The sequence below is a fragment of the Huijunlia imazamoxiresistens genome, assembly GCF_037132455.1.
Taxonomy (GTDB): domain Bacteria; phylum Bacteroidota; class Bacteroidia; order Chitinophagales; family Chitinophagaceae; genus Flavisolibacter; species Flavisolibacter imazamoxiresistens.
In genome coordinates this window covers 1-24998 of record NZ_JBBBEI010000045.1, presented here as the reverse complement: position 1 = coordinate 24998, position 24998 = coordinate 1, and the positions used below count along the sequence as shown (strand labels likewise).

The 24998-nt window shown below is 55.8% G+C and carries 23 protein-coding genes and 1 pseudogene; 12 read left to right on the top strand and 12 right to left on the bottom strand.

The window, feature by feature from the left end; translation table 11 throughout:
• Positions 1 to 190: 190 nt before the first annotated feature.
• The 5 genes from V9K67_RS25705 to ppsA all read right to left on the bottom strand — a co-directional run bounded on the left by V9K67_RS25705 (position 191) and on the right by ppsA (position 5123).
• Positions 191 to 943 carry a Bax inhibitor-1/YccA family protein gene (locus V9K67_RS25705; RefSeq protein WP_336727765.1) on the bottom strand — a complete coding sequence of 251 codons (753 nt, stop codon included), beginning with the start codon at positions 941 to 943 and terminating at the stop codon, positions 191 to 193.
• A 170-nt stretch (positions 944 to 1113) separates the two neighbouring features.
• Entirely contained in the window at positions 1114 to 1281 is a 168-nt protein-coding gene (locus V9K67_RS25700; RefSeq protein WP_336727764.1) for a hypothetical protein, read from the bottom strand.
• 4 nt (positions 1282 to 1285) lie between these two features.
• Positions 1286 to 1687 carry a hypothetical protein gene (locus V9K67_RS25695; protein ID WP_336727763.1) on the bottom strand — a complete coding sequence of 134 codons (402 nt, stop codon included), beginning with the start codon at positions 1685 to 1687 and terminating at the stop codon, positions 1286 to 1288.
• A 177-nt stretch (positions 1688 to 1864) separates the two neighbouring features.
• Complete coding sequence (locus tag V9K67_RS25690) at positions 1865 to 2290, bottom strand: hypothetical protein (RefSeq protein ID WP_336727762.1); 426 nt, start codon at positions 2288 to 2290, stop codon at positions 1865 to 1867.
• A gap of 370 nt (positions 2291 to 2660) precedes the next feature.
• Positions 2661 to 5123, bottom strand: a complete 2463-nt coding sequence (gene ppsA / locus V9K67_RS25685) for a phosphoenolpyruvate synthase (protein ID WP_336727761.1) — start codon at positions 5121 to 5123, stop codon at positions 2661 to 2663.
• A gap of 388 nt (positions 5124 to 5511) precedes the next feature.
• Between ppsA and V9K67_RS25680 the strand changes: the two genes are divergently transcribed.
• On the top strand, positions 5512 to 7620 hold the full coding sequence (locus V9K67_RS25680) for a catalase (protein WP_336727759.1): 2109 nt from the start codon (positions 5512 to 5514) through the stop codon (positions 7618 to 7620).
• Positions 7621 to 7706: 86 nt separating this feature from the next.
• Positions 7707 to 8669: a zinc dependent phospholipase C family protein gene (locus V9K67_RS25675; RefSeq protein ID WP_336727758.1), complete on the top strand. Its 963-nt coding sequence runs from the start codon at positions 7707 to 7709 to the stop codon at positions 8667 to 8669.
• Between the two features lie 97 nt (positions 8670 to 8766).
• On the opposite strand, the gene V9K67_RS25670 is transcribed toward V9K67_RS25675, so the two are convergent.
• Complete coding sequence (locus V9K67_RS25670; protein WP_336727756.1) at positions 8767 to 9264, bottom strand: SRPBCC family protein; 498 nt, start codon at positions 9262 to 9264, stop codon at positions 8767 to 8769.
• 164 nt (positions 9265 to 9428) lie between these two features.
• Complete coding sequence (locus V9K67_RS25665; RefSeq protein ID WP_336727754.1) at positions 9429 to 9926, bottom strand: glycine zipper domain-containing protein; 498 nt, start codon at positions 9924 to 9926, stop codon at positions 9429 to 9431.
• Positions 9927 to 10088: 162 nt separating this feature from the next.
• Between V9K67_RS25665 and V9K67_RS25660 the strand changes: the two genes are divergently transcribed.
• Positions 10089 to 12134, top strand: coding sequence for a PD-(D/E)XK nuclease family protein (locus V9K67_RS25660; protein ID WP_336727752.1), 2046 nt, complete (start codon positions 10089 to 10091; stop codon positions 12132 to 12134).
• Positions 12135 to 12163: 29 nt separating this feature from the next.
• Here the strand turns inward: V9K67_RS25660 and V9K67_RS25655 are convergent, their stop codons facing one another.
• Entirely contained in the window at positions 12164 to 12601 is a 438-nt protein-coding gene (locus tag V9K67_RS25655) for an SRPBCC family protein (protein ID WP_336727750.1), read from the bottom strand.
• Positions 12602 to 12653: 52 nt separating this feature from the next.
• On the bottom strand, positions 12654 to 13136 hold the full coding sequence (locus tag V9K67_RS25650; protein WP_336727748.1) for a VOC family protein: 483 nt from the start codon (positions 13134 to 13136) through the stop codon (positions 12654 to 12656).
• Positions 13137 to 13328: 192 nt separating this feature from the next.
• Here V9K67_RS25650 and V9K67_RS25645 point away from each other — a divergent pair, with 192 nt between their 5' ends.
• From V9K67_RS25645 to V9K67_RS25625, 5 genes are all read left to right on the top strand, one after another.
• Positions 13329 to 14720, top strand: a complete 1392-nt coding sequence (locus V9K67_RS25645) for an Ig-like domain-containing domain (RefSeq protein ID WP_336727747.1) — start codon at positions 13329 to 13331, stop codon at positions 14718 to 14720.
• A gap of 49 nt (positions 14721 to 14769) precedes the next feature.
• Entirely contained in the window at positions 14770 to 15381 is a 612-nt protein-coding gene (gene recR / locus V9K67_RS25640; protein ID WP_336727744.1) for a recombination mediator RecR, read from the top strand.
• Between the two features lie 283 nt (positions 15382 to 15664).
• On the top strand, positions 15665 to 16687 hold the full coding sequence (locus V9K67_RS25635; protein WP_336727742.1) for a homocysteine S-methyltransferase family protein: 1023 nt from the start codon (positions 15665 to 15667) through the stop codon (positions 16685 to 16687).
• Complete coding sequence (metH, locus tag V9K67_RS25630; protein WP_432205903.1) at positions 16591 to 19422, top strand: methionine synthase; 2832 nt, start codon at positions 16591 to 16593, stop codon at positions 19420 to 19422. The genes V9K67_RS25635 and metH overlap by 97 nt, the downstream gene beginning before the upstream one ends.
• 106 nt (positions 19423 to 19528) lie before the next feature.
• Positions 19529 to 20344 carry a DUF1206 domain-containing protein gene (locus V9K67_RS25625; protein WP_336727739.1) on the top strand — a complete coding sequence of 272 codons (816 nt, stop codon included), beginning with the start codon at positions 19529 to 19531 and terminating at the stop codon, positions 20342 to 20344.
• Between the two features lie 79 nt (positions 20345 to 20423).
• Here V9K67_RS25625 and V9K67_RS25620 read toward each other — a convergent pair whose 3' ends face one another.
• From V9K67_RS25620 to V9K67_RS25610, 3 genes are all read right to left on the bottom strand, one after another.
• Positions 20424 to 21365 carry a hypothetical protein gene (locus V9K67_RS25620; RefSeq protein ID WP_336727738.1) on the bottom strand — a complete coding sequence of 314 codons (942 nt, stop codon included), beginning with the start codon at positions 21363 to 21365 and terminating at the stop codon, positions 20424 to 20426.
• Positions 21366 to 21464: 99 nt separating this feature from the next.
• Positions 21465 to 22091, bottom strand: a complete 627-nt coding sequence (locus V9K67_RS25615) for an HAD family hydrolase (protein ID WP_336727736.1) — start codon at positions 22089 to 22091, stop codon at positions 21465 to 21467.
• 146 nt (positions 22092 to 22237) lie between these two features.
• Entirely contained in the window at positions 22238 to 22972 is a 735-nt protein-coding gene (locus V9K67_RS25610; RefSeq protein WP_336727735.1) for an LOG family protein, read from the bottom strand.
• Between the two features lie 80 nt (positions 22973 to 23052).
• Between V9K67_RS25610 and V9K67_RS25605 the strand changes: the two genes are divergently transcribed.
• From V9K67_RS25605 to V9K67_RS25590, 4 genes and pseudogenes are all read left to right on the top strand, one after another.
• Positions 23053 to 23832 (top strand): exodeoxyribonuclease III, encoded by a 780-nt coding sequence (locus V9K67_RS25605; protein WP_336727733.1) that lies wholly within the window; start codon positions 23053 to 23055, stop codon positions 23830 to 23832.
• A 5-nt stretch (positions 23833 to 23837) separates the two neighbouring features.
• Positions 23838 to 24143, top strand: a complete 306-nt coding sequence (locus tag V9K67_RS25600) for a DUF4286 family protein (protein ID WP_336727731.1) — start codon at positions 23838 to 23840, stop codon at positions 24141 to 24143.
• A 191-nt stretch (positions 24144 to 24334) separates the two neighbouring features.
• Positions 24335 to 24631, top strand: a pseudogene (locus tag V9K67_RS25595) (HU family DNA-binding protein); the annotation flags it as partial.
• 85 nt (positions 24632 to 24716) lie between these two features.
• On the top strand, positions 24717 to 24833 hold the full coding sequence (locus tag V9K67_RS25590) for a 30S ribosomal protein THX (RefSeq protein WP_336727729.1): 117 nt from the start codon (positions 24717 to 24719) through the stop codon (positions 24831 to 24833).
• Positions 24834 to 24998 lie beyond the last annotated feature (165 nt).

Sequence of the window (24998 nt, the reverse complement as noted above, 5' to 3'; positions counted from 1 at the left end):
TTGTGAGGCTTTTTTACAGCCAATGCACACCTTAATCTATTGATAATTAACCTATTGGAATTTTCAGGGATTCCCTAATTTATACGCATAAAAAAAGACGCTGTCAAGCGTCTTTTTTTATGATCACTAAGCCGGTAGGAAAACTTCCCTCTTCGCAACTTGTGAACTTGTAAACCCGTAAACTCGTAAACTAGTCTCTGGACGCCAGCTTGGACAGGAGGCGCAGGATCTCGAGGTACAGCCATACGATGGTAACCATCAGGCCGAAGGCGCTGTACCACTCAAAATATTTGGGAGCTCCGTGCCGGGCGCCCTGCTCGATCATGTCAAAGTCCATAATCAGGTTCAGGGCGGCAACCGCCACGATCACCACGCTGATGCCGATGCCGATCAGGCCGTTTTCGTGCAGGAAGGGCATCTGGATGCCGAACAGGCGCAGTACCAGGGCAATGAGGTAAAAAAGGGCGATACCGGCGGTAGCGGTAAAAATCACTTTCTTAAAAACGGGAGTGGCGCGGAGAATGCCGGTCTGGTAAAAGAAGTACATGGCGCCGGCGGTTCCGAACGTCAGCAGGACGGCCTGCATAATGATGCCCGGATAACTTTGGCTAAAGAGGGCATTGTAATGGGCGGATATGGCACCCAGGAACAGGCCTTCCAGCAGGGCATAGGCCAGGGCCAGGTAAGGCGCCCATTCCTTTTTAAAGGTGATGACGAGGGCTACCACGAACCCGCCAATGGCGGAGCCCCACATCCAGGAGCTGACGTCCACGCCCTTGGAGAACATGCTCCAGGTAAAGGAGGCGGATGCCAGTACCATCAGGAACATCAGCCCGAACTTCTGGACGGTGCCTTGCACGGTCATCAGCTCGCCGGAGCCGCGGAACACTTTGTCAAATGATTTGTCGGATAAAACGGGGTTGCCCCCTTTGATCAGGCCCATAATTGTTGCTTTTTCAGGTGAATTTAAGAAAAACGGCGGTTTGGCAAGCCGGTGGGGGAGAGGCGCCTGACAATTAACAATTTGCAACAGGGGTAAAAATAGTCCGCCCTGCCGGTTGCCGGCAGGGCGGATGGACCCGGACGTTAACTCCCGGGAAGGGTGGTAACGACTCAGGATCTTTTTTCCCCGGCTGTCTTGCGTTGCTTTACCTGCTTCAGGCGTTGTACCAGGCGATAGGGCTTTTCCCGGGCCTGTTGCAGTTGCCATTCGTGGAAAGTAACGGCTTTATAATCCGAGGGAAGATGCAGGTTGTTGATGAATTGGGTAGACGCGTCCATGATTTTACGGTTTCAGTTCAATTTCTGTTCCGGTCAGGGCGAAATACAGGTTCTGGAGGCCGTGCAGGTGGAAAATATTATTGCTGGCAACGGCGCCATTGACCACGGCCCTTCCAAAACATTCGCCATTGCTCTTAATATACGCATAGATCTCGTTTTTATTGTTGCCGATCACCGGCAGCAGGAGAATAAATTCCCGCGCCTGGGGCAGCAGGGCGTAGTCCTTGTTTTCCTGGAAGCCGCTTCTTTCCAGCAATTCCGGCTTCAATACCACGGGGTAAAGCAGTTTGCCTTCGCCTTTGGCCAGCAGTTCAAAGTGGGCGTAGGTGCAGGCGACCATGCTGATCTTGTTGGCTATTTTTTGCAGCAGGTAGTTTCCCAGCCGCAGTTCCGATGCTTCAATCATGCGCTAAATTAGGGAACAAGCCGGTAAGGGTGCCCCAAATACCCTGCAAAAAAAAGTTCCGGCAGTGGCCGGAACTTCAAAAATTAGGAACACAACGGATAGGCTTCAGGTGCTTTTCACAGGCCGGATACGGATGGGAAGGCGTTTTCAGGGGATAGGATCGCGAAACGGGCTCAATTAAAGCTTGGTTACCACCACGTCTTCAACTACGCGTACATTTTTGTTGATCTGGAAAACCACGGGTCTTCTTTCGGTCTTGGAACGGATGGTCAGGGTGAGGGTCAGGTCTTCGGCGCCTTTCTCGAACTGGAAGTTCTTGGAGAACTTCTCGCCGTTAAATCTTTCGGAGTATACGATGCTGCCCTGGGCGTCCTTCAGGATAACGGACAGTTGCTCTTTTGCGGTGTTGTTGAACTCGATGCGCACTACGGGGCTTTCATCGATGTGGCCTACCAGCTTCACTTCAACAGGAGTGGTGGTGATGCCGTCGCCGGCCTGTACGGTGGCGGGGATTGCCAGGATAGAGAACAGGAAGGCAAAAGCTGCGGGAGCAAATACGCTTTTCACTGCATTGCGGATATGGGTGCTGATCATGTTATTCATAACGAACAGTTTTATTTGAATGAAATAATTACGGTTTGATCAATGGGGCGGCAATCGCAGGGAGGCAAGCAGGAATCGCAGTATGGCAGGCAAAAGAGGGTCAGGAAAAAAGAAAAGCGGGGAGGCTATTCGTTGTGTTGTACTTTCCTGTGAATGATCTGAGATCAAAATTAGCGGGAAAAAACAGGTGCTGCAACACAACAAAAGGCCTTTTTATGCATGCTTAACCACACAACGGATTGTTAAAGCCCTTGCTGGTGGCGGGTTTCAGCGGAATGATCCTATAATGGCCAACCTATATAAATAAAAAAACATTTCCCGTTTCCGGGAAATGTTGGTGACAAAAGCGCACATGCAAAAACGTGAGTGGTCAGCGTACTTCCAGCTTCGGCCCTACTGCCGCATTATTTTCCATTTTCGTTTCTATATAGTGTACGGCATTGACCGTTTTGAAGAAGGAATCGGGGGTGACGGAAATGCTGTCGATATTCAGCTCCACCAGGAACTGGGCGAAGTCCGGGAAGTCCGAAGGTCCCTGTCCACAGATGCCGACCTTTACCTTGGCTTTCTTGGCGGCGGCGATCACGGTGCGGATCATGGCCTTCACCGCTTCGTTGCGCTCGTCGTAGAGGTGGGCTACCAGGGCCGAGTCGCGGTCCAGGCCCAGCACCAGCTGCGTCAGGTCGTTGGAGCCGATGGAGAAGCCGTCGATATGCTGGGCGAACTTGTCGGCCATGATCACGTTCGAGGGTATTTCGGCCATCAGGTACACTTCCAGGCCGTCCCTGCCCCTTACCAGCCCGTATTCGGCCATCACCGCGTACACCTTGTGCAGCTCGGCCACCGTGCGGCAGAAGGGGATCATCATCACCACGTTGGAGAGCCCCAGTTCTTCGCGCACCTTTTTGATGGCCCGGCATTCCATTCCGAAGGCCTCTTTGTATTTGTCCGAATAATACCGGGAGGCGCCCCTCCAGCCGATCATGGGGTTTTCTTCGTGCGGCTCGAAATATTTTCCTCCCAGCAGGTTGTAGTATTCGTTGCTCTTGAAGTCGGAAAAGCGTACGATGACCTTATTGGGATAAAAGGCCGAGGCGATCTTGGCCACGCCATACGACAGCTTTTCCACGAAATAGGTTTCCCCGTCCTTGAAGCCTTTGGTCAGCTGGGCGATCTGCGCCGACAATTGGGCGTCGCCCAGGCTTTCGTGCTGCAGCAGCGCCAGGGGATGCACCTTGATATAGTTGTTGATAATAAACTCCTCGCGGGCCAGTCCCACGCCGCGTTGCGGGAAGTGCGAGAAATGGAACGCCATGTCCGGCGAAGCCACGTTCAGCAGGATCGGCGTGCGGGTTTGCGGCAGCTCGTTGAAGTGGATGCGCTGTTCGGAAAACTCCAGGACGCCGTCATAGATAATGCCCGACTCGCCTTCGGCGCAGGAAACCGTGATCTCCCGGCCTTCCGACAACAGTTCGGTGGCATTGCCGCAGCCCACCACGGCAGGGATGCCCAGCTCACGGGCCACGATGGCCGCATGGCAGGTGCGCCCGCCCTTGTTGGTGACGATGGCGGAGGCTTTTTTCATGATCGGCTCCCAGTCGGGGTCGGTCATGTTGGTCACCAGCACGCTGCCCTCTTCGAATTCAATATGTTCGACGCTGTCCTTGGCGAATTCCCCGAGGATGACCACCGGGCCGGCGGCAATTTTATCGCCTACGGCAATGCCGGTCAGCAGCACCTTTTCCGCCCGGTTCTTTTCTTCGATATGGTACAGGGTCTGGGAGCGGGCCTCCTTGCGCGAATGCACCGTTTCGGGGCGCGCCTGTACGATGTACAGCAGGCCGGTAAGGCCGTCCACCGCCCATTCGATATCCATGGGGCACCACCGCTCCTTGATCATGGAGTAGTACGCCTCGATGTCCATGACCCACTGGGCCAGCTGGATGACCTGTTCGTTGGAGAGGCAGAAGGCGTCCTGCTCCGCTTTGGAGGTGTCCACGATCTTTACCCGTTCGTGGGGCGAGTCGCCGTAGATCATCTTACGGTTCTTCACGCCCATTTTCTTTTCGATGATGGAGGGGTAGCCGGCGCTGAGCGTGGGTTTGAAGACAATGAATTCGTCCGGCGAGATGGCGCCCTGCACGATCATTTCGCCCAGGCCGTAGGAGGCATTGATGATGACGGCATCCTTAAAGCCGCTTTCAGTGTCGAGCGAGAAGGCCACGCCGCTTACGGCTTTGTCGGAGCGCACCATTTTCTGTACGCAAACCGACAGGCCGATGACGAAATGATCGTACCCGAAGCTTTCGCGGTAGCTGATGGCCCGGTCGGTAAACAGCGAGGCGAAGCAGTGCCGGATGGCGGAGAGGACGGCGCCGGGCCCCTTGATGTTCAAATAAGTTTCCTGTTGCCCTGCAAAGGAAGCGTCGGGCAGGTCTTCGGCCGTGGCCGAGGAGCGAACGGCCACGTCCACGGCCTCCATGCCGTACTGGCGGCAGAGGGCGGAATAGGCCTCTTCGATCTGCAGCATCAGTTCGTCGGGGAATACGCCGTCGAGGATCAGTTGGCGTACCTGCGCCCCTGCGCTGCGCAGGGAGTCCAGGTCGTCATTGACAATTCCCTGGATCAGGCCGCGGATGCGGGCTTCCAGCCCGTTGTGCAGGATAAAGGCCTGGTATGCGTCCACCGTTACCACAAAACCGTCGGGGATGTTGATGCCCAGTTGCGACAGGTGCTGCAGCATCTCGCCTAAAGAAGCGTTCTTGCCGCCTACGACGTCGATGTCGTAAATGCCTACTTCGGCTAATTTTCGTGTGTAGCTGGTTGGATTCATACGCGTTTATTTTAATGATGATGAATACACCTTCTTCATCGCGCTGCACCACTACGGCTGCTCCTTTACGGACGGGCAGGCCCAGGTGTCCTTACATGGGTGTTTTTCCTATGTAAATAACCAGGTGCTGCTTTTCGACTACGGGTCAAAAAGTGGCTGCAGGCGATAAGTTTTTTGGGAAGTGCGGCCTTGAGAAAGTATGTGGCCGCTTGTATCTGTAATATACAAACAAAAGATCATCAAAATATTCTTTCGACTTTTTTTATTTTTTTTTCGAATGCTGCGGCGTTTTGGTCGAATGAAAAATAAAATGAATGTACTTGGGGCATTGCCCGGGCAGGGGTGCACAATATTTGATAGCTCTTCCTCTTACAAAAATTGTAACCTTATGGCCAAAGAAGAAAAAGCAAGCAACCAGAACGAGCTGACCACGAACCAGGGGGTGAAAGTGGGGCAGAACGATGATTCGCTGAAGGCGGGTATCCGGGGCGCCACGCTGATGGAAGACTTTCATTTCCGGGAGAAGATGACGCACTTCGACCATGAACGCATTCCCGAACGCATTGTCCATGCCCGCGGGGCGGCGGCGCACGGGGTGTTCCAGGTGTACGACGACACGCTGAAAGCCTACACCCGGGCGAAGTTCCTGACCGATCCTTCTTTGGAAACGCCTGTTTTTGTACGGTTTTCCACGGTGGCCGGCTTTCGCGGATCGGCCGATACGGTTCGCGATGTACGAGGGTTTGCTACCAAGTTCTACACCACCGAGGGCAATTACGACCTGGTGGGCAACAACATGCCGGTATTCTTTATCCAGGACGCCATCAAGTTCCCTGATTTCGTACATGCGGTGAAGCCGGAGCCGCACCACGAAATACCGCAGGCCTCCTCCGCCCATGATAACTTCTGGGACTTTATTTCCCTGGTGCCCGAGTCGCTGCACATGATCATGTGGGTGATGAGCGACAGGGCCCTGCCCCGCAGCTATGCCCATATGGAAGGATTTGGCGTGCATACCTTCCGGCTGGTGAATGAGAAAGGTGAGGGACACTTTGTAAAGTTCCACTGGAAGCCGGTGATGGGCATCCATTCCCTGGCCTGGGACGAAACCCTCAAAATTGCCGGCAAGGACCCGGACTTTAACCGCCGCGACCTCTGGGAGTCGATTGAAAAAGGTGCTTTTCCCCAATACGAGCTGGGTGTGCAGATCATTACCGAGGCCGAGGAGTTCGACTTTGATTTCGACATCCTGGATGCCACCAAGATCTGGCCGGAAGAGCTGGTGTCGGTAAAGCGGGTCGGCATGATGACGCTGAACCGCAACCCGGATAACTTTTTTGCCGAAACCGAGCAGGTGGCCTTTCACCCGGGCCACGTGGTGCCGGGCATCGATTTTACCAACGACCCCCTGCTGCAGGGAAGGCTGTTTTCCTATACCGATACCCAGCTCATCCGCCTTGGCGGTCCCAACTTTGCCGAGATCCCCATCAACCGCCCCCATGTGCCGGTGGTCAATAACCAGCGCGACGGCTTTATGCGCCAGACTATAAATAAAGGAAGGGTCAATTACTCGCCCAATTCGCTGGCCGGCGGTTGTCCCTATGCTGCCGGGGCCGATGCCGGCGCCTTTACGCATTATGCGCAGAAGGTGGAGGGCGTCAAGATAAAAGAACGCAGTGAAAGCTTCGGCGATCATTATACGCAGGCGCAGCTGTTTTACAACAGCATGTCGGAAACCGAGAAAAAGCACATTATGGAAGCCCTTCGCTTTGAGCTGGGCAAGGTGGAAACAAAACACATCCGGGCCCGGATGCTGGACCACCTGGCGCGGATCGACGGCGACCTGGCCGGGCTGGTGGCCGAAGGGATTGGCATGGATAAGCCTTCGGGCGTGCAAAAGGCCACGCCGCCGGCAAAAAATGCGGACAAGCGCCGGGTGGAAGTGTCGCCGTCCCTCAGTATGGAAAATGCGGAAAATAAAAGCAAAACGTCCATCAAGGGGCGTAAAATAGCCGTGCTGGCGGAGGATGGTTTTGAGGGGCAGGTGTTGAAGGAAATAGTAGCGGCCCTTACCAAAGAAGGTGCTGTCTGCGAGGTGATCTCTAAAATGCAGGGCACGCGCAAGGCCGCTTCCGGCCCGGACCTGCAGACCGATAAGAGTTACCTCACCACGGGTTCCGTCCTTTACGATGCGGTGCTGGTGGCCGGCGGACAAAAATCGGCGGAACGCATGCAGCAGATGGGCGATACGCTGCATTTTATCCGGGAAGCCTACAAGCATGGAAAGCCTATTGCCGCCACGGGTGAAGGAGTAGAGGTGATCGGGGCCTGCGGCCTGCCGGAGCTGCAGCTGTTTGACCAGTTGTCCGAGGATAAAGGCGTCGTTACCGGCCGCAACGATCCCGATGCGGAGACGGTCGCCGCCCGGTTCATAACCGCCATCGGCCAGCACCGTTTCTGGGAGCGGGAAAAGCATAAGGACCTCATACCCGCATAACGTATTTCCAAAAAGCCGCAGTCGCACTGCGGCTTTTTTCTTCCGACCGATTCTGTGTATCTTATTCGTTCTCCGGGGGAGCGTTCATGAAAAAAGCGTTCGTTACCATAACCTTGCTGCTGCTGGCGGTCCGCTGCTTTTGCTGGGGCTTCTTTGCGCACCGCAAGATCAACTACCAGGCGGTCTTCCTGTTGCCGCCGCCCATGATGGTCTTTTATAAAAAACAGATCGATTTTTTGGCCCTCCATGCCGTGGACCCGGATAAAAGAAGGTACGTGGTGCCGGAGGAGGGGCCGCGGCACTTTATCGATATCGACCATTACGGCGCCTATCCTTTCGATTCGCTGCCCCGCCGCTGGGATGAGGCGGTCGCCCGTTATGGCGAGGACAGCCTGCGGCGCTACGGCATTGTTCCCTGGTGGACCCTCCTGATGCACCGACGCCTTACCCATGCCTTCAAGGAAAAAAACACAGCGCGGATCCTGAAGCTGTCGGCGGAGATCGGCCATTACCTGGCCGACCTGCACGTGCCGCTGCATGCCTCCAGCAACCACAATGGCCAGCTCACCGGCCAGGAGGGCATTCACGGTTTTTGGGAAAGCCGCATTCCCGAGCTGCTGGCCGAAAAGGAATGGGATTTTTTTGTGGGCAAGGCAGCCTATATTAAAGACCCTGCAGGTTTTATCTGGAAGCGGGTGCTGGAAAGCGCCGCGGCGGCCGACACGGTGTTGCGCTGCGAGCGGGAGCTGACGGCCCGCTTCCCGGCCGACAAAAAGTTTGCCTTCGAGGAGCGCAACGGGCTGGTGGTGCGGCAGTATTCCGCCGCCTTCTGCCGGGCCTACAGCGACCGGCTCGAAGGAATGATCGAGCGGCGGATGCGGCAATCCATAGTGGCGGTGGCTTCTTTCTGGTACACCGCCTGGGTGGACGCCGGCCAGCCCGACCTGGGCCGCCTGGAAAATAAAGAATTATCGCCTGAAGATGCCCGCGAGTTCGAACAGCTCAATAGCGCCTGGAAAACCGGAGTGCAAGTGCTGGATTGTGAATGAATTAGGATATTGGTTAATTAGGGTATTAGGAAATAAGAGAAGTGTTTCAATATCCAAGGCCCAATTAACCAATGAACTAATTAACCAATTCCTTAATTCATTCCATTTCGAGGTGGAGCGATTCGCCGGGCCAGTCGCCGAAGAGTTCGTTGACTTTGAAGTAGCGGTAGGTAAAGATCTTTTTCAGCTGTTGTTTTACCGTGAGCAGGTGGGCGAGGCGGCCGGCAACGCCCAAGGGCAGGCCGTAATGCACGATATCGGTCATCTCCACGCCGCCCGGGATCGAAGCGAAGTGGTGCTGGTGGTGCCAGAGGGTGTAGGGACCCTTGCGCTGCTCATCCACGAACAGCTTGAGCGGTTCCACGTGCGTGATCTCGGTCATCCAGAAAACCGGGATGCCCAGCAGCGGCTTTACCTTGTAGGTAATGATCTGGCCGGGATACATTTCGGTCCGGGGCTGCTTGTTGGTGATCTTTAAATTCAGGAAGGGCGGTGTGATGGTGAGCAGGTTGCCGGCATCGGAAAAAAAGCTCCAGGCCTGTTCCAGGCTTACCGGGATCTTCTGAACGCTTTTGAGTACATGTATTTTGGCCATGGATAATGCTTGAAGAAAGGTATATGGACCAAAAAGTATCCCTTTTTTAACAAATGCCGGTAGATATTGTTGGGTGCAGGGGCAAAAAAAGAGCGGGGTTTTACCCGGTGAGAACGTTTTCCGGTAAAACCCCGCGTTGAGAGAAACCAACCGTCTGACAAAGTTTAGTAGCGGCCGTCTTTTTTATCCATGTGGCGGCCGATGCCGTAGCCCACGCCGCCGCCGAGCACGCCGCCGACTACGCCGCCTACCACGCGGTTTCTTTTATTGACAACGGCTCCTACCACAGCGCCGGTACCGGCACCGATCACGGCGCCTTTGGCGGCCTTGCTCCAGCCTCTTTTCTGGGGAGCTTGTGCGGCATTGCCGGATTCGGAGTTCATGGAGCCTCCTTCATAATTGCTATAGCTTCTCCGGGAAGAACCGGAAGACGAGCGGGCCACCGCGTACGAGGCTGCGGGTGCCGGTGCAGCAGCGGCCTGGGCGGCAGCAGCCTTCTTCAGCTCTTCCTGTTTTTTGAATTCCTGGAACTGGGCAAAGCCGGCGGTATCCGCAACGGGTACCAGGGCTTCCTTGGTTACAGGAACTTCTGTTTTAGGAGTTGTGTTACAGGCGGTGGCCATCAGGGCGGTTATAGCTGCAATGGGAAGGATGTGTTTCATAAAGTAAATTTTTAGATAGGCTGAAAGATTTTGGTGTCTGTCACCAATAAGACAAAAATGTGCCAGAGTGTGGAAACCGGGTGGATAACGAGGCATCTTAAAAACCATTTAACATATAGCTAAGCGATGCAATGAGAGGCAGGTTTCCGTTAGCTTTATAGCATGACCTTTCTCCTGGAAAAACTACCACAGAAGTTTACCGAAGCGTATAACCGAATGGATGCGGAACAGCGCATGGCCGTGGACCGTATGGGGGCGTGTGCAGATGTCCGCCTGTACGAATACCCGTCGCCGCTACACGAAATGGAGCACATAGCCCTTCGGATCAAAGAGCTGGGAGGGGCCGCCGGCGCTTCCGTGGGTGTGCTGTACCGCGAGGACCGGCAGGGAGCGGAGCTGGCCGCCTGCCTGCAGCGGGCAGGCATACCGTTTACGCTCAGGCGCCGCGGCAACCTGTTGGACGAGCCGCCGGTGCAACAACTGATCCTGCTGCTGCACTACCTGTCGGCTGAAAACGACCTGCCGTACAGCGGCGACGAAATGCTGTTCCGTATCCTGCATTTTGAATGCTGGGGCATCCCGCCGGTCGAAATGGTGCGGGCCAGCCGGGAGGTGGCCGCCCTCCGGTACGGCCGCAAGCCTACCTCGCTGCGCCGCTACCTGCACGATAAAGTGCACGAGCATCCCACGGATCTTTTCTGGCAGCCGCCGCCCGCCTCCCTGAAAGAGGCCCTAACGGTTATCGAAGGGCTTATTGCTGCCGTCCCTCATACGGGCTTGTCCGAACTGGTGGACAAGGTAATGGCCGAGGGTGGCTTTGAGGCGCATTGCCCCCAAGGGCCTCTGGACGGTTTCCGGACGCATGTGCGGGAAGAATGCCGCCGGCACCCGCAGTTGCGGCTGGAGTCCTTCCTGCACCGCCTGGGGCGAGCGCAGCACGAAGGGCTGGTGCTGCCGGAGCCGGATGCCGGCAAGGAAGCGGGCGTGCAGTTGCGGACGGTTCACGATGCCCCCGATCAGGAATTCGACCACCTGTTCTTTGCCGGCTGCACCACTTCCTGTTGGGAAAAGCACCGGAAGCCTTTGCGGGGCTTCCGGTTCGCCGATGCGTTGTTGGCATCCCCGGACCGGGAGGAGCAGCAGCGGCGCCTGTTTTATACGGCGTTGGCCCGTGCCCGTACCTACCTCTATCTTTCCTGTAGCAGCCGTTCCCCTGGTGGCCAGGCGCAGGAGCCCACCCGGTACCTGTCTGAAATCTTCGGGCATCCCCTGCCCGTGGAAAAAGCCGGCACCGCTGGCTTTACTCCTGTTGCGTTCCGCCACCGGGTTGTGCCCCGGATCGCCGCCCTGGACGACGAGCTGGAGCACCGGGCCGTAAAAGAGTTTTCGATGAGCGTGTCGGCCCTCAATGCCTACCTGCGCTGCCCCCTGGCATTTTATTACCACTACATCGTACGGGTTCCGTCGGGCCGAAACGAAGCCGCCGAATTCGGTTCCGCCGTGCACCATGCGCTGGAGCAGCTGTTTCGCAAAATGCAGGCCCAGGAGCGGTTCCCGCCCGTGGAAACGCTTTTGGACGATTTTGCCGCCTACATGCACCGCCACCGCTCCGGCTTTACCCCCGAGGGGTTTGCCCGCCGGCTGGAACAGGGCTTCAGGCTGCTGCCGCCCTATTACCACCGCTACATCGGCTCGTGGAATAAAGTCGTCTCCGTGGAATTTACCATAAGACACCTGCTGGTGGACGAAGTGCCGCTGAAGGGGAGGATGGACAAGATCGAGTTCAGGGGCAGGGACGCCCTGGTGGTGGATTACAAGACCGGCGACCTGGAAAAAGCAAGGGAAAAGCTGGTGCCTCCATCGGACAGCGACCCCGAAGGCGGCGACTACTGGCGGCAGGCGGTCTTTTATGTGTTGTTGCTGCAGTACTACACGGCCAAGGACTGGAACGTAACCGGCGTCGCCTTCGACTTCGTGGAGCCGGATCAAAAAGGGGCGTATGTGCGGGAAATGGTAATGGTGGGGCCCGCCGACCTGGCAACCGTAAAAAACCAGGTGACCACGGCCTGGAACCGGGTGCAGGACCGCGACTTTTACACCGGCTGCGGCCGGGAAGGTTGTTACTGGTGTTCGTTTGTAAAGACCAGCAAGCTGGCTGTGGCCCTTTACGACCTGCCGCCGGAAGAAGACTTCCGGGACGGGTGTTAAGGGAGTGCAGCCAGCTTGCGGGGGTTTGTTTAGCCTTCGGCCAGCTGTTTTACCTTGTCTAGCGCCTGGGGCAGCTTTTCCTGGAAGTATGCCTCGAATTCCTCGGTGGCGTCCATATCCACGGTCAGGGTGGTCGCACCGTTATGGCCTTTCAGCGTGTAATTTTCCAGGGCGCCCGCCCATTTTTCGGTTTCCGCATCCGGCGGTACTTCCTTGCCGTCCTTGAGCATGCCCAGGTGTTGGAACGACATGAATTCGTTGGGAATGTTTTTGGCAATCACGCTGTTCATGCCGTCGCCGTTGGCGGAAAGGAAATAGATTTTGCTGCCTTCCTTCCAGTCGCTGACAGCATGGGAGCCTTCGCTGAATACGCTGGTCCAGCTGCGGTAGGTGGCATCGTCCCAGAGGACCTTCCATACTTTTTCCCTCGGAGCGTTGACGTCGATGGAGAATTGCAATTTTTTCATGGTCGTTATGATTAAAGCGTTTAAAGATTGTGGGGTGTTTGTTTTTACAGGCTTAGGCCGTCGCCGGCTCTTCGGCCGCTTGTTCCAGCTTGGCGATGTCGATCTTGACCATTTTCATCATGGCCTGCATGACCCGGGTGGCTTTGGCCGCATCCTTGTCCCAAAGCAGCTTTTCCAGCACAGTGGGAATCACCTGCCAGGTGACGCCGAATTGATCGGTCACCCAGCCGCACTGCAGTTCCTGCCCGCCTTCGGACAGCCGGGCCCAAAGCTCGTCCACTTCCTGCTGGGTTTCGCATTTGATAAATAAGGAGGTGGCGGGGGAAAAGGAAGATTGCGCGTTGCCGTTCAGCACCATAAATTCCTGCCCGTCGATGACGAAGGAGCCCGTCAAAAAAGTGCCCTGAGACCCGGGTTCGCCTTTGCCGTAGCGCCGGCTGTGTTGAACGGAAGCGTTTTTAAAGATGGAGGTATAAAAATTCATGGCTTCTTCGGCCTTGTCGTTGAACCACAGGACGGTGGTGATCTTTTGCATATGGATTCGTTTTGAAGGGTTGTTATTGACAGGACAAACTTAGGCCTCCTGCAGGGGATAAAGGGTGGGAGAAAGCGGCAATTTAGCGGGTAGTTTGCGCCAGGGTTCATTGCCCCGTCTTTCTATTTTTAACAATTAAGGGCCCGGTCCGCCCCCTTCTTTCTCAGAAAGGGTTTAAGTTTGCCCCCACTCATGAAAAAATCTGCGCTTTATATATCGTTTATCGTTTTCATATTTACCGTGCTGGCCATCAGTGGGCCGGGTTGCGCCAATATCATCCCCCCCACGGGCGGCCCGCGCGACTCCCTGCCGCCGGTGCTGGTCGGCGCCGCCCCCAAAGACTCGACCCTGAATTTCAGGGGCAAGCGCATTACCCTTACCTTCAATGAATACGTGGACCTGCAGGAAGTACAGCAGAACCTGCTGTTCAACCCCCTGTTTGAAACCGTGCCCGAGGTGTCGGTCAAGCTCAAAACCATCAATGTCCGCCTCCGCGACTCCCTGCTGCCCAACACCACCTATACCTTCAACTTCGGCAACGCCATCCGCGATATCAACGAGGGCAACCCCTTTGCCAACTTTACCTATACCTTTTCCACGGGACCCTTTCTCGACTCGCTGGAGCTCAGCGGCAGCGTGCTCCTGGCCCAGTCCGGCCAGGTGGACACCACCATTACCGTCGTGCTGCATGTCGACCGGACCGATTCGGCCGTGGTAAAGCAGCGGCCCCGCTATGCCACCAAGCTCGACAGCGCCGGCCGCTTTACCTTCCGCAACCTGCCCCGCGACACCTTTGCCATTTACGCCCTGGGCGATGCGGGCACCCTGCGCCGCTACACCAGCCCCCGGCAGTACTTTGCCTTTGCCGACTCGCCCGTGGTTTCGGGCCGCAAAGACCCGCTTACCCTTTATGCGTACCGGGAGGAGGAAGAACAGAAAAAGACCCCGACCGCCCCTGCGGGCGGTAAGGCCGGCGACAAGCGGCTGCGGATGAACTACGAACAGGGGGCACAGGACCTGCTCCAGGATTTCCTGCTCACCTTCGAGCGGCCCCTGCGCACCTTCGACTCCACCAAAATGCGGCTGACCACCGATACGGTCTTCACCCCCGTGCCGAACTATTCGGTCACCCTGGATTCCAGCCGCAAGCAACTACGCCTGAAAACGGCTTGGAAAGAGGGCGCCGATTACAACCTCATCGTGGATAAGGACTTTGCCGAAGATACCCTGGGCCGCAAGCTGCTGAAAACCGACACCCTCAATTTTACCACGAAGTCCCAGAAAGATTATGGCGGCATCCGCATCCGGGTGCGCAACGTGGATACGACCCAACAGCCCGTGCTGCTGTTCGTGCAGAACGAAGCCGTGGTCTTTTCCACCTCCGTCAAAAGCGGCCAGTTTGCCCAGAACCTCTTTGTGCCCGGCGAGTACGAGCTGCGCATCCTGTTCGACCGCAACGGCAACGGCAAATGGGATCCCGGCCAGTTTTTCGGCCCCAAAAAGCAGCCCGAGCTGGTGCGCCCCACCGGCCAGACCATCAATGTGAAAGCCGGCATCCGCAACGATATCAACCTGTCGTTATAGCCCTTTAATAACAGGGTGATAACAGCGTTTTGGCGTAAATTTGCAGACTATGCAATTTTCAAGTGCTTTGTTAGAAACAGCGGTAAATGAGTTTGCCAAACTGCCTGGGATCGGTAAAAAAACCGCCCTGCGGCTGGTGCTGCACCTGCTGAAGCAGGAGGCCGAGGAAGTACAGCATTTCAGCGAGGTGGTGCACCGCATGCGCAGCGAGATCAAGTTCTGCCAGCGCTGCCACAACGTGGCCGACGCCGACCTCTGTTCCATCTGTGCCAACACCATGCGCAAGCAGGATACCATCTGTGTGGTGGAAAACATCCGCGACGTGATCGCACTGGAAAGCACCCAGCAGTTCAACGGTACCTACCATGTGCTCGGCGGGGTGATCTCGCCCCTGGACGGCATCGGTCCCGCGCAGCTCAATATCGACACCCTGGTGGTTCGCGCCCAAAAGGAGGAAACCACCGAAGTGATCTTCGCCCTCAGCCCGAATATCCAGGGCGATACCACCATTTATTACATCCAGAAGAAACTGCCCCCCGGCGTTAAAGTGACCACCATTGCCCGCGGCATTGCCTTCGGCGGCGAGCTGGAATACGCCGACGAAATGACCCTGGCCCGCAGCCTTCAGAACCGCCTGCCGGTGGAAAGCTATGTGAAGTAGGGGCCGGCCTTCCGGCCCCCTAATCTTATTTTCCCTTACCTTTGCGGTTTTTAGGGCGGATTTGTTTATTGTTCGGCCTTTTAAACGGAACTAATAAACGCACGAAAGTCCCGCAGAAGGTTTCCTGTCGTTTAACAGCTCCCGCATGAATCGCGATCGTTTATCGTGAATGGATGCTTACAGACTCCCGGATTAAGGTACTAAAGACGCTATACCATTCACCTGCGACCTTTGCTCATTCACCCTGGACGACCCCGCCCCTCACGAGCATTAATTTAACAAGATGAAGAACATCCGCGAATTACTGAACGACCGCATCCTGGTGATCGATGGCGCCATGGGGACCATGATCCAGCGCTACAAGCTCACCGAAGCCGACTACCGGGGCGAACGGTTCAAAGACTGGCCTTCCGATATCAAAGGAAACAACGACCTGCTGTGCCTCACCCAGCCGCAGATCATCAAAGCCATTCATACCGAATACCTGGCCGCCGGCGCCGACATCCTCGAAACCAACACCTTCAACGCCCAGCGCATCTCCATGGCCGACTACAACATGGAAGACCTGTCGTACGAGATCAACGTGGCCGCCGCCCGCCTGGCGAAGGAAGCCGTCCGCGAATTCCTGGCCTCCCCCGAAGGAGCGGGAAGGGAAGCAGCGTTCGTAGCCGGTGCCATCGGTCCCATGAACAAAACCCTCTCGCTTTCGCCCGACGTGAACAACCCCGGTTTCCGGGCCGTGTCCTTCGACGAGGTGATGGAAGCCTATTACGAACAGGTGAAGGCCCTGGTGGAAGGCGGCGTGGACCTGCTGCTGATCGAAACCATCTTCGACACCCTCAACGCCAAGGCCGCCATCTTCGCCATCAAGAAATTCTTCCGCGATACGAAGCAGCCCGAGCTGCCCATCATGATCAGCGGCACCATCACCGACGCTTCGGGCCGCACCCTGAGCGGGCAGACCCTGGAGGCTTTTTATACCTCCGTGCTGCACGCCCATCCCCTGAGCATCGGCCTGAACTGCGCCCTGGGTGCCAAAGAAATGCGCCCCCACATCGAAGAGCTGAGCCAGATCGCGGCCTGCTATACCTCGGCCTATCCCAACGCCGGCCTGCCCAACGCCATGGGTGAGTACGACGAGGAACCCGCCGATACCGGCCACTTCCTGGAAGAATGGGCCAAGGAAGGCTTTGTGAACATCGTGGGCGGCTGCTGCGGCACCACCCCCGACCACATCCGCCACATCGCCCAGCACGTCCAAAACATCAAGCCCCGCCCCCTGCCGGTGGTGGAGAAAACCTTTTAACGCAACAAGCAAAAGCTGTCTATCCGAAAATGTCTGTTTCCAGCATAAAACCCTTTTTGAGGCTGTCCGGCCTTGAACCCCTGGTGGTCCGTCCCGAGTCGAATTTTGTGAACGTCGGCGAACGCGCCAACGTAACGGGATCGAAGAAATTTGCGCGCCTGATCCGCGAAAACAAATATGAAGAAGCCCTGAGCGTGGCCCGCCAGCAGGTAGAGAACGGCGCCCAGGTGCTGGACGTGAACATGGACGACGCCCTGCTCGACGGCGTCAAGGCCATGACCACCTACCTGAACCTGCTGCAGGCCGAGCCCGACATCGCCCGCATCCCCATCATGATCGACTCCTCGAAGTTCGAGATCATCGAAGCCGGCCTCAAATGCGTCCAGGGCAAGTGCATCGTCAACTCCATCTCGCTGAAGGAAGGCGAGGAGAAGTTCATCGAACAAGCCACCATCTGCCTGTCCTATGGCGCCGCAGTAGTGGTGATGGCCTTCGACGAAGTGGGCCAGGCCGATACTTTCGCCCGCAAGGTGGAGATCTCCGAAAGGGCCTACAAAATATTGACCGAACAGGTAGGCTTCGATCCCCAAGACATCATCTTCGACCCCAACATCTTTGCCGTTGCCACCGGCATCGAGGAGCACAACAACTACGCGGTGGACTTTATCGAGGCCACCCGCGAGATCAAGAAACGCATGCCCCTGGCGAAGATCAGCGGCGGGGTGAGCAACGTGTCGTTCTCCTTCCGCGGCAACGACCACGTGCGCGAAGCCATCCACTCCGTGTTCCTGCTGCACGCCATCCGGGCGGGCATGGACATGGGCATCGTGAACGCCGGCCAGCTGGTGGTGTACGACGAGATCGAGCCGCAGCTGCGCGAGCTGTGCGAGGACGTGATCCTCAACCGCCGCGCCGACGCCACCGAGCGCCTGGTAAGCTTTGCCGAAACGGTAAAGGCCAAGGGCAAGGAAGAAAAAAAGGACGATGCCTGGAGAGGCACCTCCGTGGAAGAGCGCCTGAAACATTCATTGGTGAACGGCATTACCGACTTTATTGAGGCCGATACCGAAGAAGCCCGCCAGAAATATCCCAAGCCCCTCGACGTGATCGAAGGCCCGCTGATGGACGGCATGAACGTAGTGGGCGACCTGTTCGGCGCCGGCAAGATGTTCCTGCCACAGGTGGTCAAAAGCGCCCGGGTAATGAAAAAATCGGTGGCCGTCCTCACACCTTTTATCGAACAGGAGAAGGAAGAGCGCAAAGCCGCCCACCTGGCTGCCGGCACACAGAGCGAAGAAGCCGCCGGCGCCGCTAAAATATTACTGGCCACGGTAAAAGGCGACGTACACGATATCGGCAAAAATATCGTAGGCGTGGTGCTGGGATGTAACGGCTACGACGTGATCGACCTGGGCGTGATGGTACCGGCCGACAAGATCCTGGACACCGCCCAGAAAGAAGGCGTGGACATCATCGGCCTGAGCGGCCTGATCACCCCTTCGCTGGACGAGATGGTGCACGTGGCCCACGAAATGAAACGCCGCAACATGAAGCAGCCCCTGCTGATCGGCGGCGCCACCACCTCGCGCATGCACACGGCCGTGAAGATCGCCCCGGAATACGACAACGGCGTGGTGCACGTGCTCGATGCGTCGCGCAGCGTGACCGTTACCGGCAACCTGCTGAACACCGACCAGAAAAAGACGTTTTTGGAAAACCTTTCTAAAGAATACACCGGCCTGCGGGAAACCTTTGGCAAGAAAAAGACCGCCAAGGCCTACCTGCCCTACGAAAAGGCGGCGGCCAACAAAACCCAGATCGCCTGGGACGACTACCAGCCGGTGAAACCTGCCGTCGATGGCGTAAAAGTATTCCGCGACTTTGACCTGGCCACCATCGCCCAATACCTCGACTGGGCGCCCTTCTTCATGGCCTGGGAAATGGGCGGGCACTTCCCCGACATCCTGACCGACAAAGTAATTGGTACCGAAGCCACCAAGCTCTATCACGATGCCCAGGCGCTGCTGAAAAAGATCGTGGACGAAAAATGGTTCACCGCTCATGGCGTGGTGGGCTTCTGGCCCGCCGCCAGCAACGGCGCCGATACCGTTTGCCTGCAAACCGACAGGGGAGAGGTGAAGCTGGAGTTCCTGCGCCAGCAGGTGCAGAAAGCCGCCGGTCAGCCCAACTTCTCGCTGGCCGACTTCATCAAGCCGGGCGAGCAGCCTGCCGACTACATGGGCGCCTTTGCCGTGACCATCCAGGGCATGGAAGTGCACCGCGACCGCTTCATGAAGGAGCACGACGAGTACAACAAGATCATGGTACAGGCGCTGTCCGACCGCCTGGTGGAAGCCTTTGCCGAATGCCTGCACCACAAGGTGCGGACCGAGCTGTGGGGCTACGCACCGGACGAAAACCTTTCTGACGAAGACCTGATCAAGGAGCGCTACCAGGGTATCCGCCCGGCCCCGGGTTACCCGGCCTGCCCGGACCATACCGAAAAATGGAAGCTGTTCTCCCTGCTGCAGGCAACGGAGAACGTGGGCATCGAGCTGACCGAAAGCCTGGCCATGAACCCGGCGGCCTCGGTTTGCGGCTGGTACATCGCCCACCCCAAAAGCCAGTACTTCGGCATCGGCAAGATCCAGCGCGACCAGCTCGAAAACTACACGAAGCGCAAAGAGCTGCCCGCAGACGAAATGGAACGCTGGCTGCGTCCGGTGCTGGATTAGGAATTAGTTAATTGGTTAATTGGAATATTAGGCCGTGAGGCCGTCTTATAAAGAAAAAGGCTGCAAAGCGAAATGCTTTTGCAGCCTTTTTTATTTGTTTTGCTTCATGGAAGAAGGCAGAAAGAAAACATGGTTTGTTTATTACCTGCCCCGATGGGGCTGCCTTTCCACCGGCATTGTGTACACCGCTATCGGCATCATTGCTATCCTTTCATTTTTGAAGCTCAAAGAGGGCGGTGCCGATGAGGACAGCCTGCTGGTGTTTTTAAACAGGTATTTTATAGGCAAGCTGTTCGTCGGCTTTATCCTGCTGGGCATGGTTGCCTTTATCAGCTGGCGCATCTATGAAACCATCAGGGACCCTTACGGTTACGGAACGTCCCTGAAGGGTATTTTAAGAAGAGGGGTGACGGCCCTGAGCGGCTTTGCCGATGCCCTGATTGCCTTTTCCGCTGTTCAGACCTTATCGGGTAAAGGAGGCCTCGAGGATACGGGCCAGCCAACGGCACAACGGGAACTGGCCCGCCAGATCCTCAGCGAGAGCTGGGGCGACCGGGCCTTGTTGGTTATCGGCATTATTACCGGCATTGTGGCTTTAGGGCAGGTGGGCTATGTACTTTCCCGGGCCTACCGGGAACGAATGGATATAGATCAGCTGGTGCGGTGGAAGCGAACGGCCATCCAGGTGCTTGCATGGGCAGGGCATTTTGCCCGGGGTATTATTATCGGCATCATGGGTTATTTCCTCATAAAAGCGGCTTTATCCGGGAACCCGCAGTATGTGGTCAATACCGACAAGGCTTTTGATTTTATCGGTGATGATGTAGGGCATGGCTGGTTTATTATCGTGGCTGCAGGAACCATCTGCTATGGTCTTTTTATGTTTGTCTTCGGCGCTTATCATGATCCCGACAAGGATTAGTACCCCTAATAAACGAGTAAAGGAATGAGCGCCGCCCATTCCTTTACGTGATCTTTTCCACCCGGATCGTATCGCTGTTTTATTGTTTCAGCGGCTCATTGGTTTGCGCCAGGCGCTGGGCGCCGGTATTGGCGGGGCAGGCGATGTCGCCTACGGCGTCGTACACCACGTTGGCGTCCTTCAGGGCGTCCGGCACGTACAGTTGCACGGTTGTGCGCTGGTAGCCCTGGGGCATGTAGCGCACGTAGTAGCCGTCGGGGTGCAGGCTCCACATGCCTCTTTTCACGTCCGGGCGGTCGTTGGGGGCGGCGCCGGCCAGGATCGCCCATTGCTCGTAATCTTCAAAGCGATCCACGCCCGAGGCCACCAGGCCGCGGATCTTGTTTTCGGCCTCCATAACCTGCTGAACGGCGGCGGGCATATGGATGATCTCTTTTTTCAGGGCGGCGTCGGAAAGGGTGCCGATAGCGCCACCGTTCAGTTCCAGGATTTCCTGGGGTGTCAGCAGCAGGGCGGCCGTTGCCTTCAGCCGGCCGGTCATGTCGGCAAACTTGCTTTTGGCGATGATGGCCCACAGCAATACCTGCACCTCGTGCTGGGGGATCTCGGTATGCCGGGCCGAGTTGCGCAAGATGCTGTTGACGATATTGTCCTTCGGGCCTTTGGTGGGCGCAAACATGTAGCCGTCGCCCTGGCTGGGACCGTGGGTGCCGGCTTTCAGGCAGTAGCTTTTGTTGAAGATTTCGTAATAGCCGGGCTGCAGGATATACCCCCCGTTTTCGGAACGCTTCAGTCCGCTCAGGGGCTTGTACGTCTTCTCGTTGCCGAAGTCTTCGGGTTTGGATCCCTGCAGGTTCACGTCCTCGAAAGAAGTGGTAATAGGGGCCGGCTTTTTCAGGAGGTTGCCTACCGGCAGCGCTTTGTCCTTGAGCACTTTTTGCGACAGGTCTTTTAACAGTTGTGCCTGGGAGCTGGTGCTGATGCCCAAAAGCAGGAAGGCGCCAAACAGAATTTTTTTCATATGGCTGGTTTTAGTGTACTTGAAGTTACAAAGCAATGGGCAATAGGCAATAAGCAACCGGAAACCCTTCCTTTTTGCCCATTGCCTATTGCCTATTGTTTATTTTGCTAAACCGTTCAGCAGTTGCAGCTGTTGCAGTTCTTCTTTCAGCTTCTGGGGCGAAGTAAAGTGGTGGCTGCGGATGCCCATGGCTTCCGCCGCTTTGATATTGCGCAGGTTGTCGTCGATGAAAAAAGCTTCGTCGGCATTTATCTCGAAGCGGTCGAGCAGCAGCTGGTAAAACTCGGGCTGGGGCTTGCGGATCTTTTCCTCGCCGCTTACCAGGCGCCCGTCGAACCAATGCAGGAACTCATATTCCGCCAGTACCAGGGGAAACAGTTCGGCGCTCCAGTTGGTCAGGGCGTAGATCTTATAGCGGCCCGACTCTTTCAGTTGCCGGAAGATCTCCACGGTATCGTGGATAGGGCCGCCGATCATTTCGATCCATTTGCCGTAATAAGCTTCGATAGGATCTTTGTGTTCGGGAAATTTGGCCACCAGTTCCTCGGTGGCTTCCTTAATCGTGCGGCCGGCATCCTGCTGCTCGTTCCAGTCCGAAGTGCAGATGTTCTGCAGAAAATGCTTTTTCGCTTCCTTGTCGGTAAACAGCTTGTCGAACACGTAATCGGGGTTCCAGTCAATCAGCACATTACCGAGGTCGAATATGATGGTCGTGATATTTTTCATGGCCGCAAAAGTAAAGCAATCGGCAATGGGCAATAAACAATGGGCAAACAGGAATGGAAAAACTTTGAAAGCTTCTTCATTCGCAAAGACTGCCCGCGACCCGGAAACGACTCGTAAACCCGTAAACTCGTGAACTCCGCAGGCGCTTACCGTTTTTCGAACAACCACCAGGCGCGTTTTTTCCGGGGCCGGACCTTGTAGTTTTGCTCGATGTATTTGCGGATGTGTTCCATGGCTTCGTCGATGTCGTCGGTGAGCAGCACCAGGGCCATGTCGGCCTCGGAGATGGTGCCTTTCCGGGCCATGTAGTGCAGCACATCCATCAGTTCCTTGTAATACTCCTTTCCGAATAATACAATCGGGAAGGTGGTGATGGTCTTGGTCTGGACGAGGGTAAGGGTGGCAAAAAGCTCATCCATTGTACCAAAGCCGCCCGGCATGATGATAAAGGCGTAGGAGTATTTGATCAGGATGACCTTGCGGGTAAAAAAGTGCTCGAAGGTGACCCAGGTTTGCATGTAGGGGTTGTGCTTTTGTTCAAAAGGCAGGCGGATGTTGCAGCCCACCGACATGCCGCCGCTTTCGAACGCGCCGCGGTTGGCGGCCTCCATAATGCCGGGCCCGCCGCCGGTCATGGTGGTAAAGCCCATGGCCGCTATGCGCCGCCCGAATTCCCGGGCGCTGTCATAGTAGTGGTGGTCTTCCTTGAACCGGGCGGAGCCGAATACCGTGATGCAGGGGCCTACAAAATGCAGGCAGCGGAAGGCGGTGATAAATTCCCACAAAACCTTCAGGGCGAATTTGAATTCATACCCCCGGCTTTTGGGGCCTTCGAGGTACACGTGCTGTTTCGGAGGGATAATAGGATCATGTTTTGCCATACCCTTTTGTAGATCGAATTCAAGGCCAGTTTTGCATTTTTCCTTCCCGCTTGCGTTATATTCGGCCTTTTTCCAGCAATATGAAAATCATCAGTTATAACGTCAACGGCCTTCGGGCCGCCATGAAAAAAGGATTTTGCGACTGGCTGCAGACCCACCCGGCCGATGTGATCTGCATCCAGGAGGCCAAGGCGCAGCAATCGGATGTGGATTGCTCGGTATTCAACGACCTGGGCTACCAGGATTTTTGGTTTTGCGCCCAGAAAAAAGGCTACAGCGGGGTGACGGTCTTTTCGAAGGTCAGGCCCGACAGTGTAGACTGCGGTACCGGCCACCAGGTCAGCGACGACGAGGGCCGGGTGATCCGCCTCACCTTTGGCGATCTTTTGCTCATAAATGCGTATTTTCCTTCCGGTACCTCGGGCGATGTGCGCCAGGAGTACAAATACCAGTGGCTGGATGAGTTTTATACCTATGTGCAGGGATTGCGGGAAACACAGCCCAACATTATCCTCTGCGGCGACTACAACATCGCCCACAAGGAAATCGACATCCACGACCCCGTGCGCAACAAGAACACCTCGGGTTTTTTGGCCGATGAACGGGCCTGGATGGACAAGTTCTACACCAACGGCTGGGTGGACGCCTTCCGCCAGGTGCACCCCGAACCCCACCGTTACAGCTGGTGGAGCCAGCGTTTTCCCAGCGTGCGGCTGGCCAACAAAGGCTGGCGCATCGATTATATTTCCGTTACCGAACCGCTGCGCTCCCGGATCAAGGATGCCGAGATCTATCCCGATGTAAAACACAGCGACCATTGCCCGGTTTACGCGGAAATAGACACTGAATCTTTAAACTAAGTACGATGCTTTTATATAACGTAACCGTAAAAGTGCAGGAAGAAATTGCCGAGGACTGGCAGCGCTGGCAGCTGACCGAGCACGGCCCTGAAATGGTGGCCACTGGCTGTTTTACACGCTTCAGCCTGCTGCGCCTGCTGGAGGTGGACGACGAGGAAGGACCCACCTTTGCCGTACAGTATTTTGCCGATAGCCTGGCCCAGTACGAGCGCTTCCTGGAAGAGTTTATGGACAGCCTGAGCCAGAAAGCCTATGCCAAGTGGGGCCAGCGTTTTATTGCTTTTCGCACGATCATGGAAGTAGTGCACTAGCAGGGAATTCGTTCATTGGTTAATTGGGGTATTGGGATGCTCCGGCGGCGGAGTGTTATTCCGAATACCTAATATCCCAATTAACCAATACCCCGTTTCCCAAACCCTTGTCCCATAAGGATTTGAGCCGATTAAATAAAACCGGAAAATGCCCACATTTATTTTGTCGCAACTAAAAACCGGCTAAATTTGTCGCCGTCAACCATAAAAAAAAGATTATGAACAAAGCTGAATTGATCAACAAAATTGCCGAAGATGCTGGCATTACAAAGACCCAGGCCAACACAGCACTGGATTCTTTTGTAGAAGCTGTTACAAAAACGCTGAAAGGCGGTGGTAAAGTTACTTTGGTGGGTTTTGGAACGTTCTCGGTATCCAAGCGTGCCGCCCGTAACGGCCGCAATCCCCAGACCGGTGAAGTGATTAAGATCAAAGCCCGGAAAGTAGCCCGCTTCAAAGCCGGTAAAGAGCTTTCTTCCAAGCTGTAATGTCCGCCGAACTTATTAAAGCTCCGTTTCAAAACGGAGCTTTTGTTTTTTCATCCCTACATTTGCAGTCTTAAATTTCTTAACTATGGGTAGAGGTGATAAAAAAACCAAAAAAGGAAAAATCTTCAAAGGATCATTTGGCAAGTCCCGTCCGGCGCGCATCGCGAAAGCACAGCAGCCCAAGGCAGAGCCCAAAGCCTAAAGAAGGTATTGGTTAATTAGGATATTGGGAATTAGGGGTTGTCCTTTACGGATGCTTCCTCCCAATTCCTAATACCCAATTAACCAATTAGGGAATCCCTGAAAATTCCAATAGGTTAATTATCAATAGATTAAGGTGTGCATTGGCTGTAAAAAAGCCTCACAA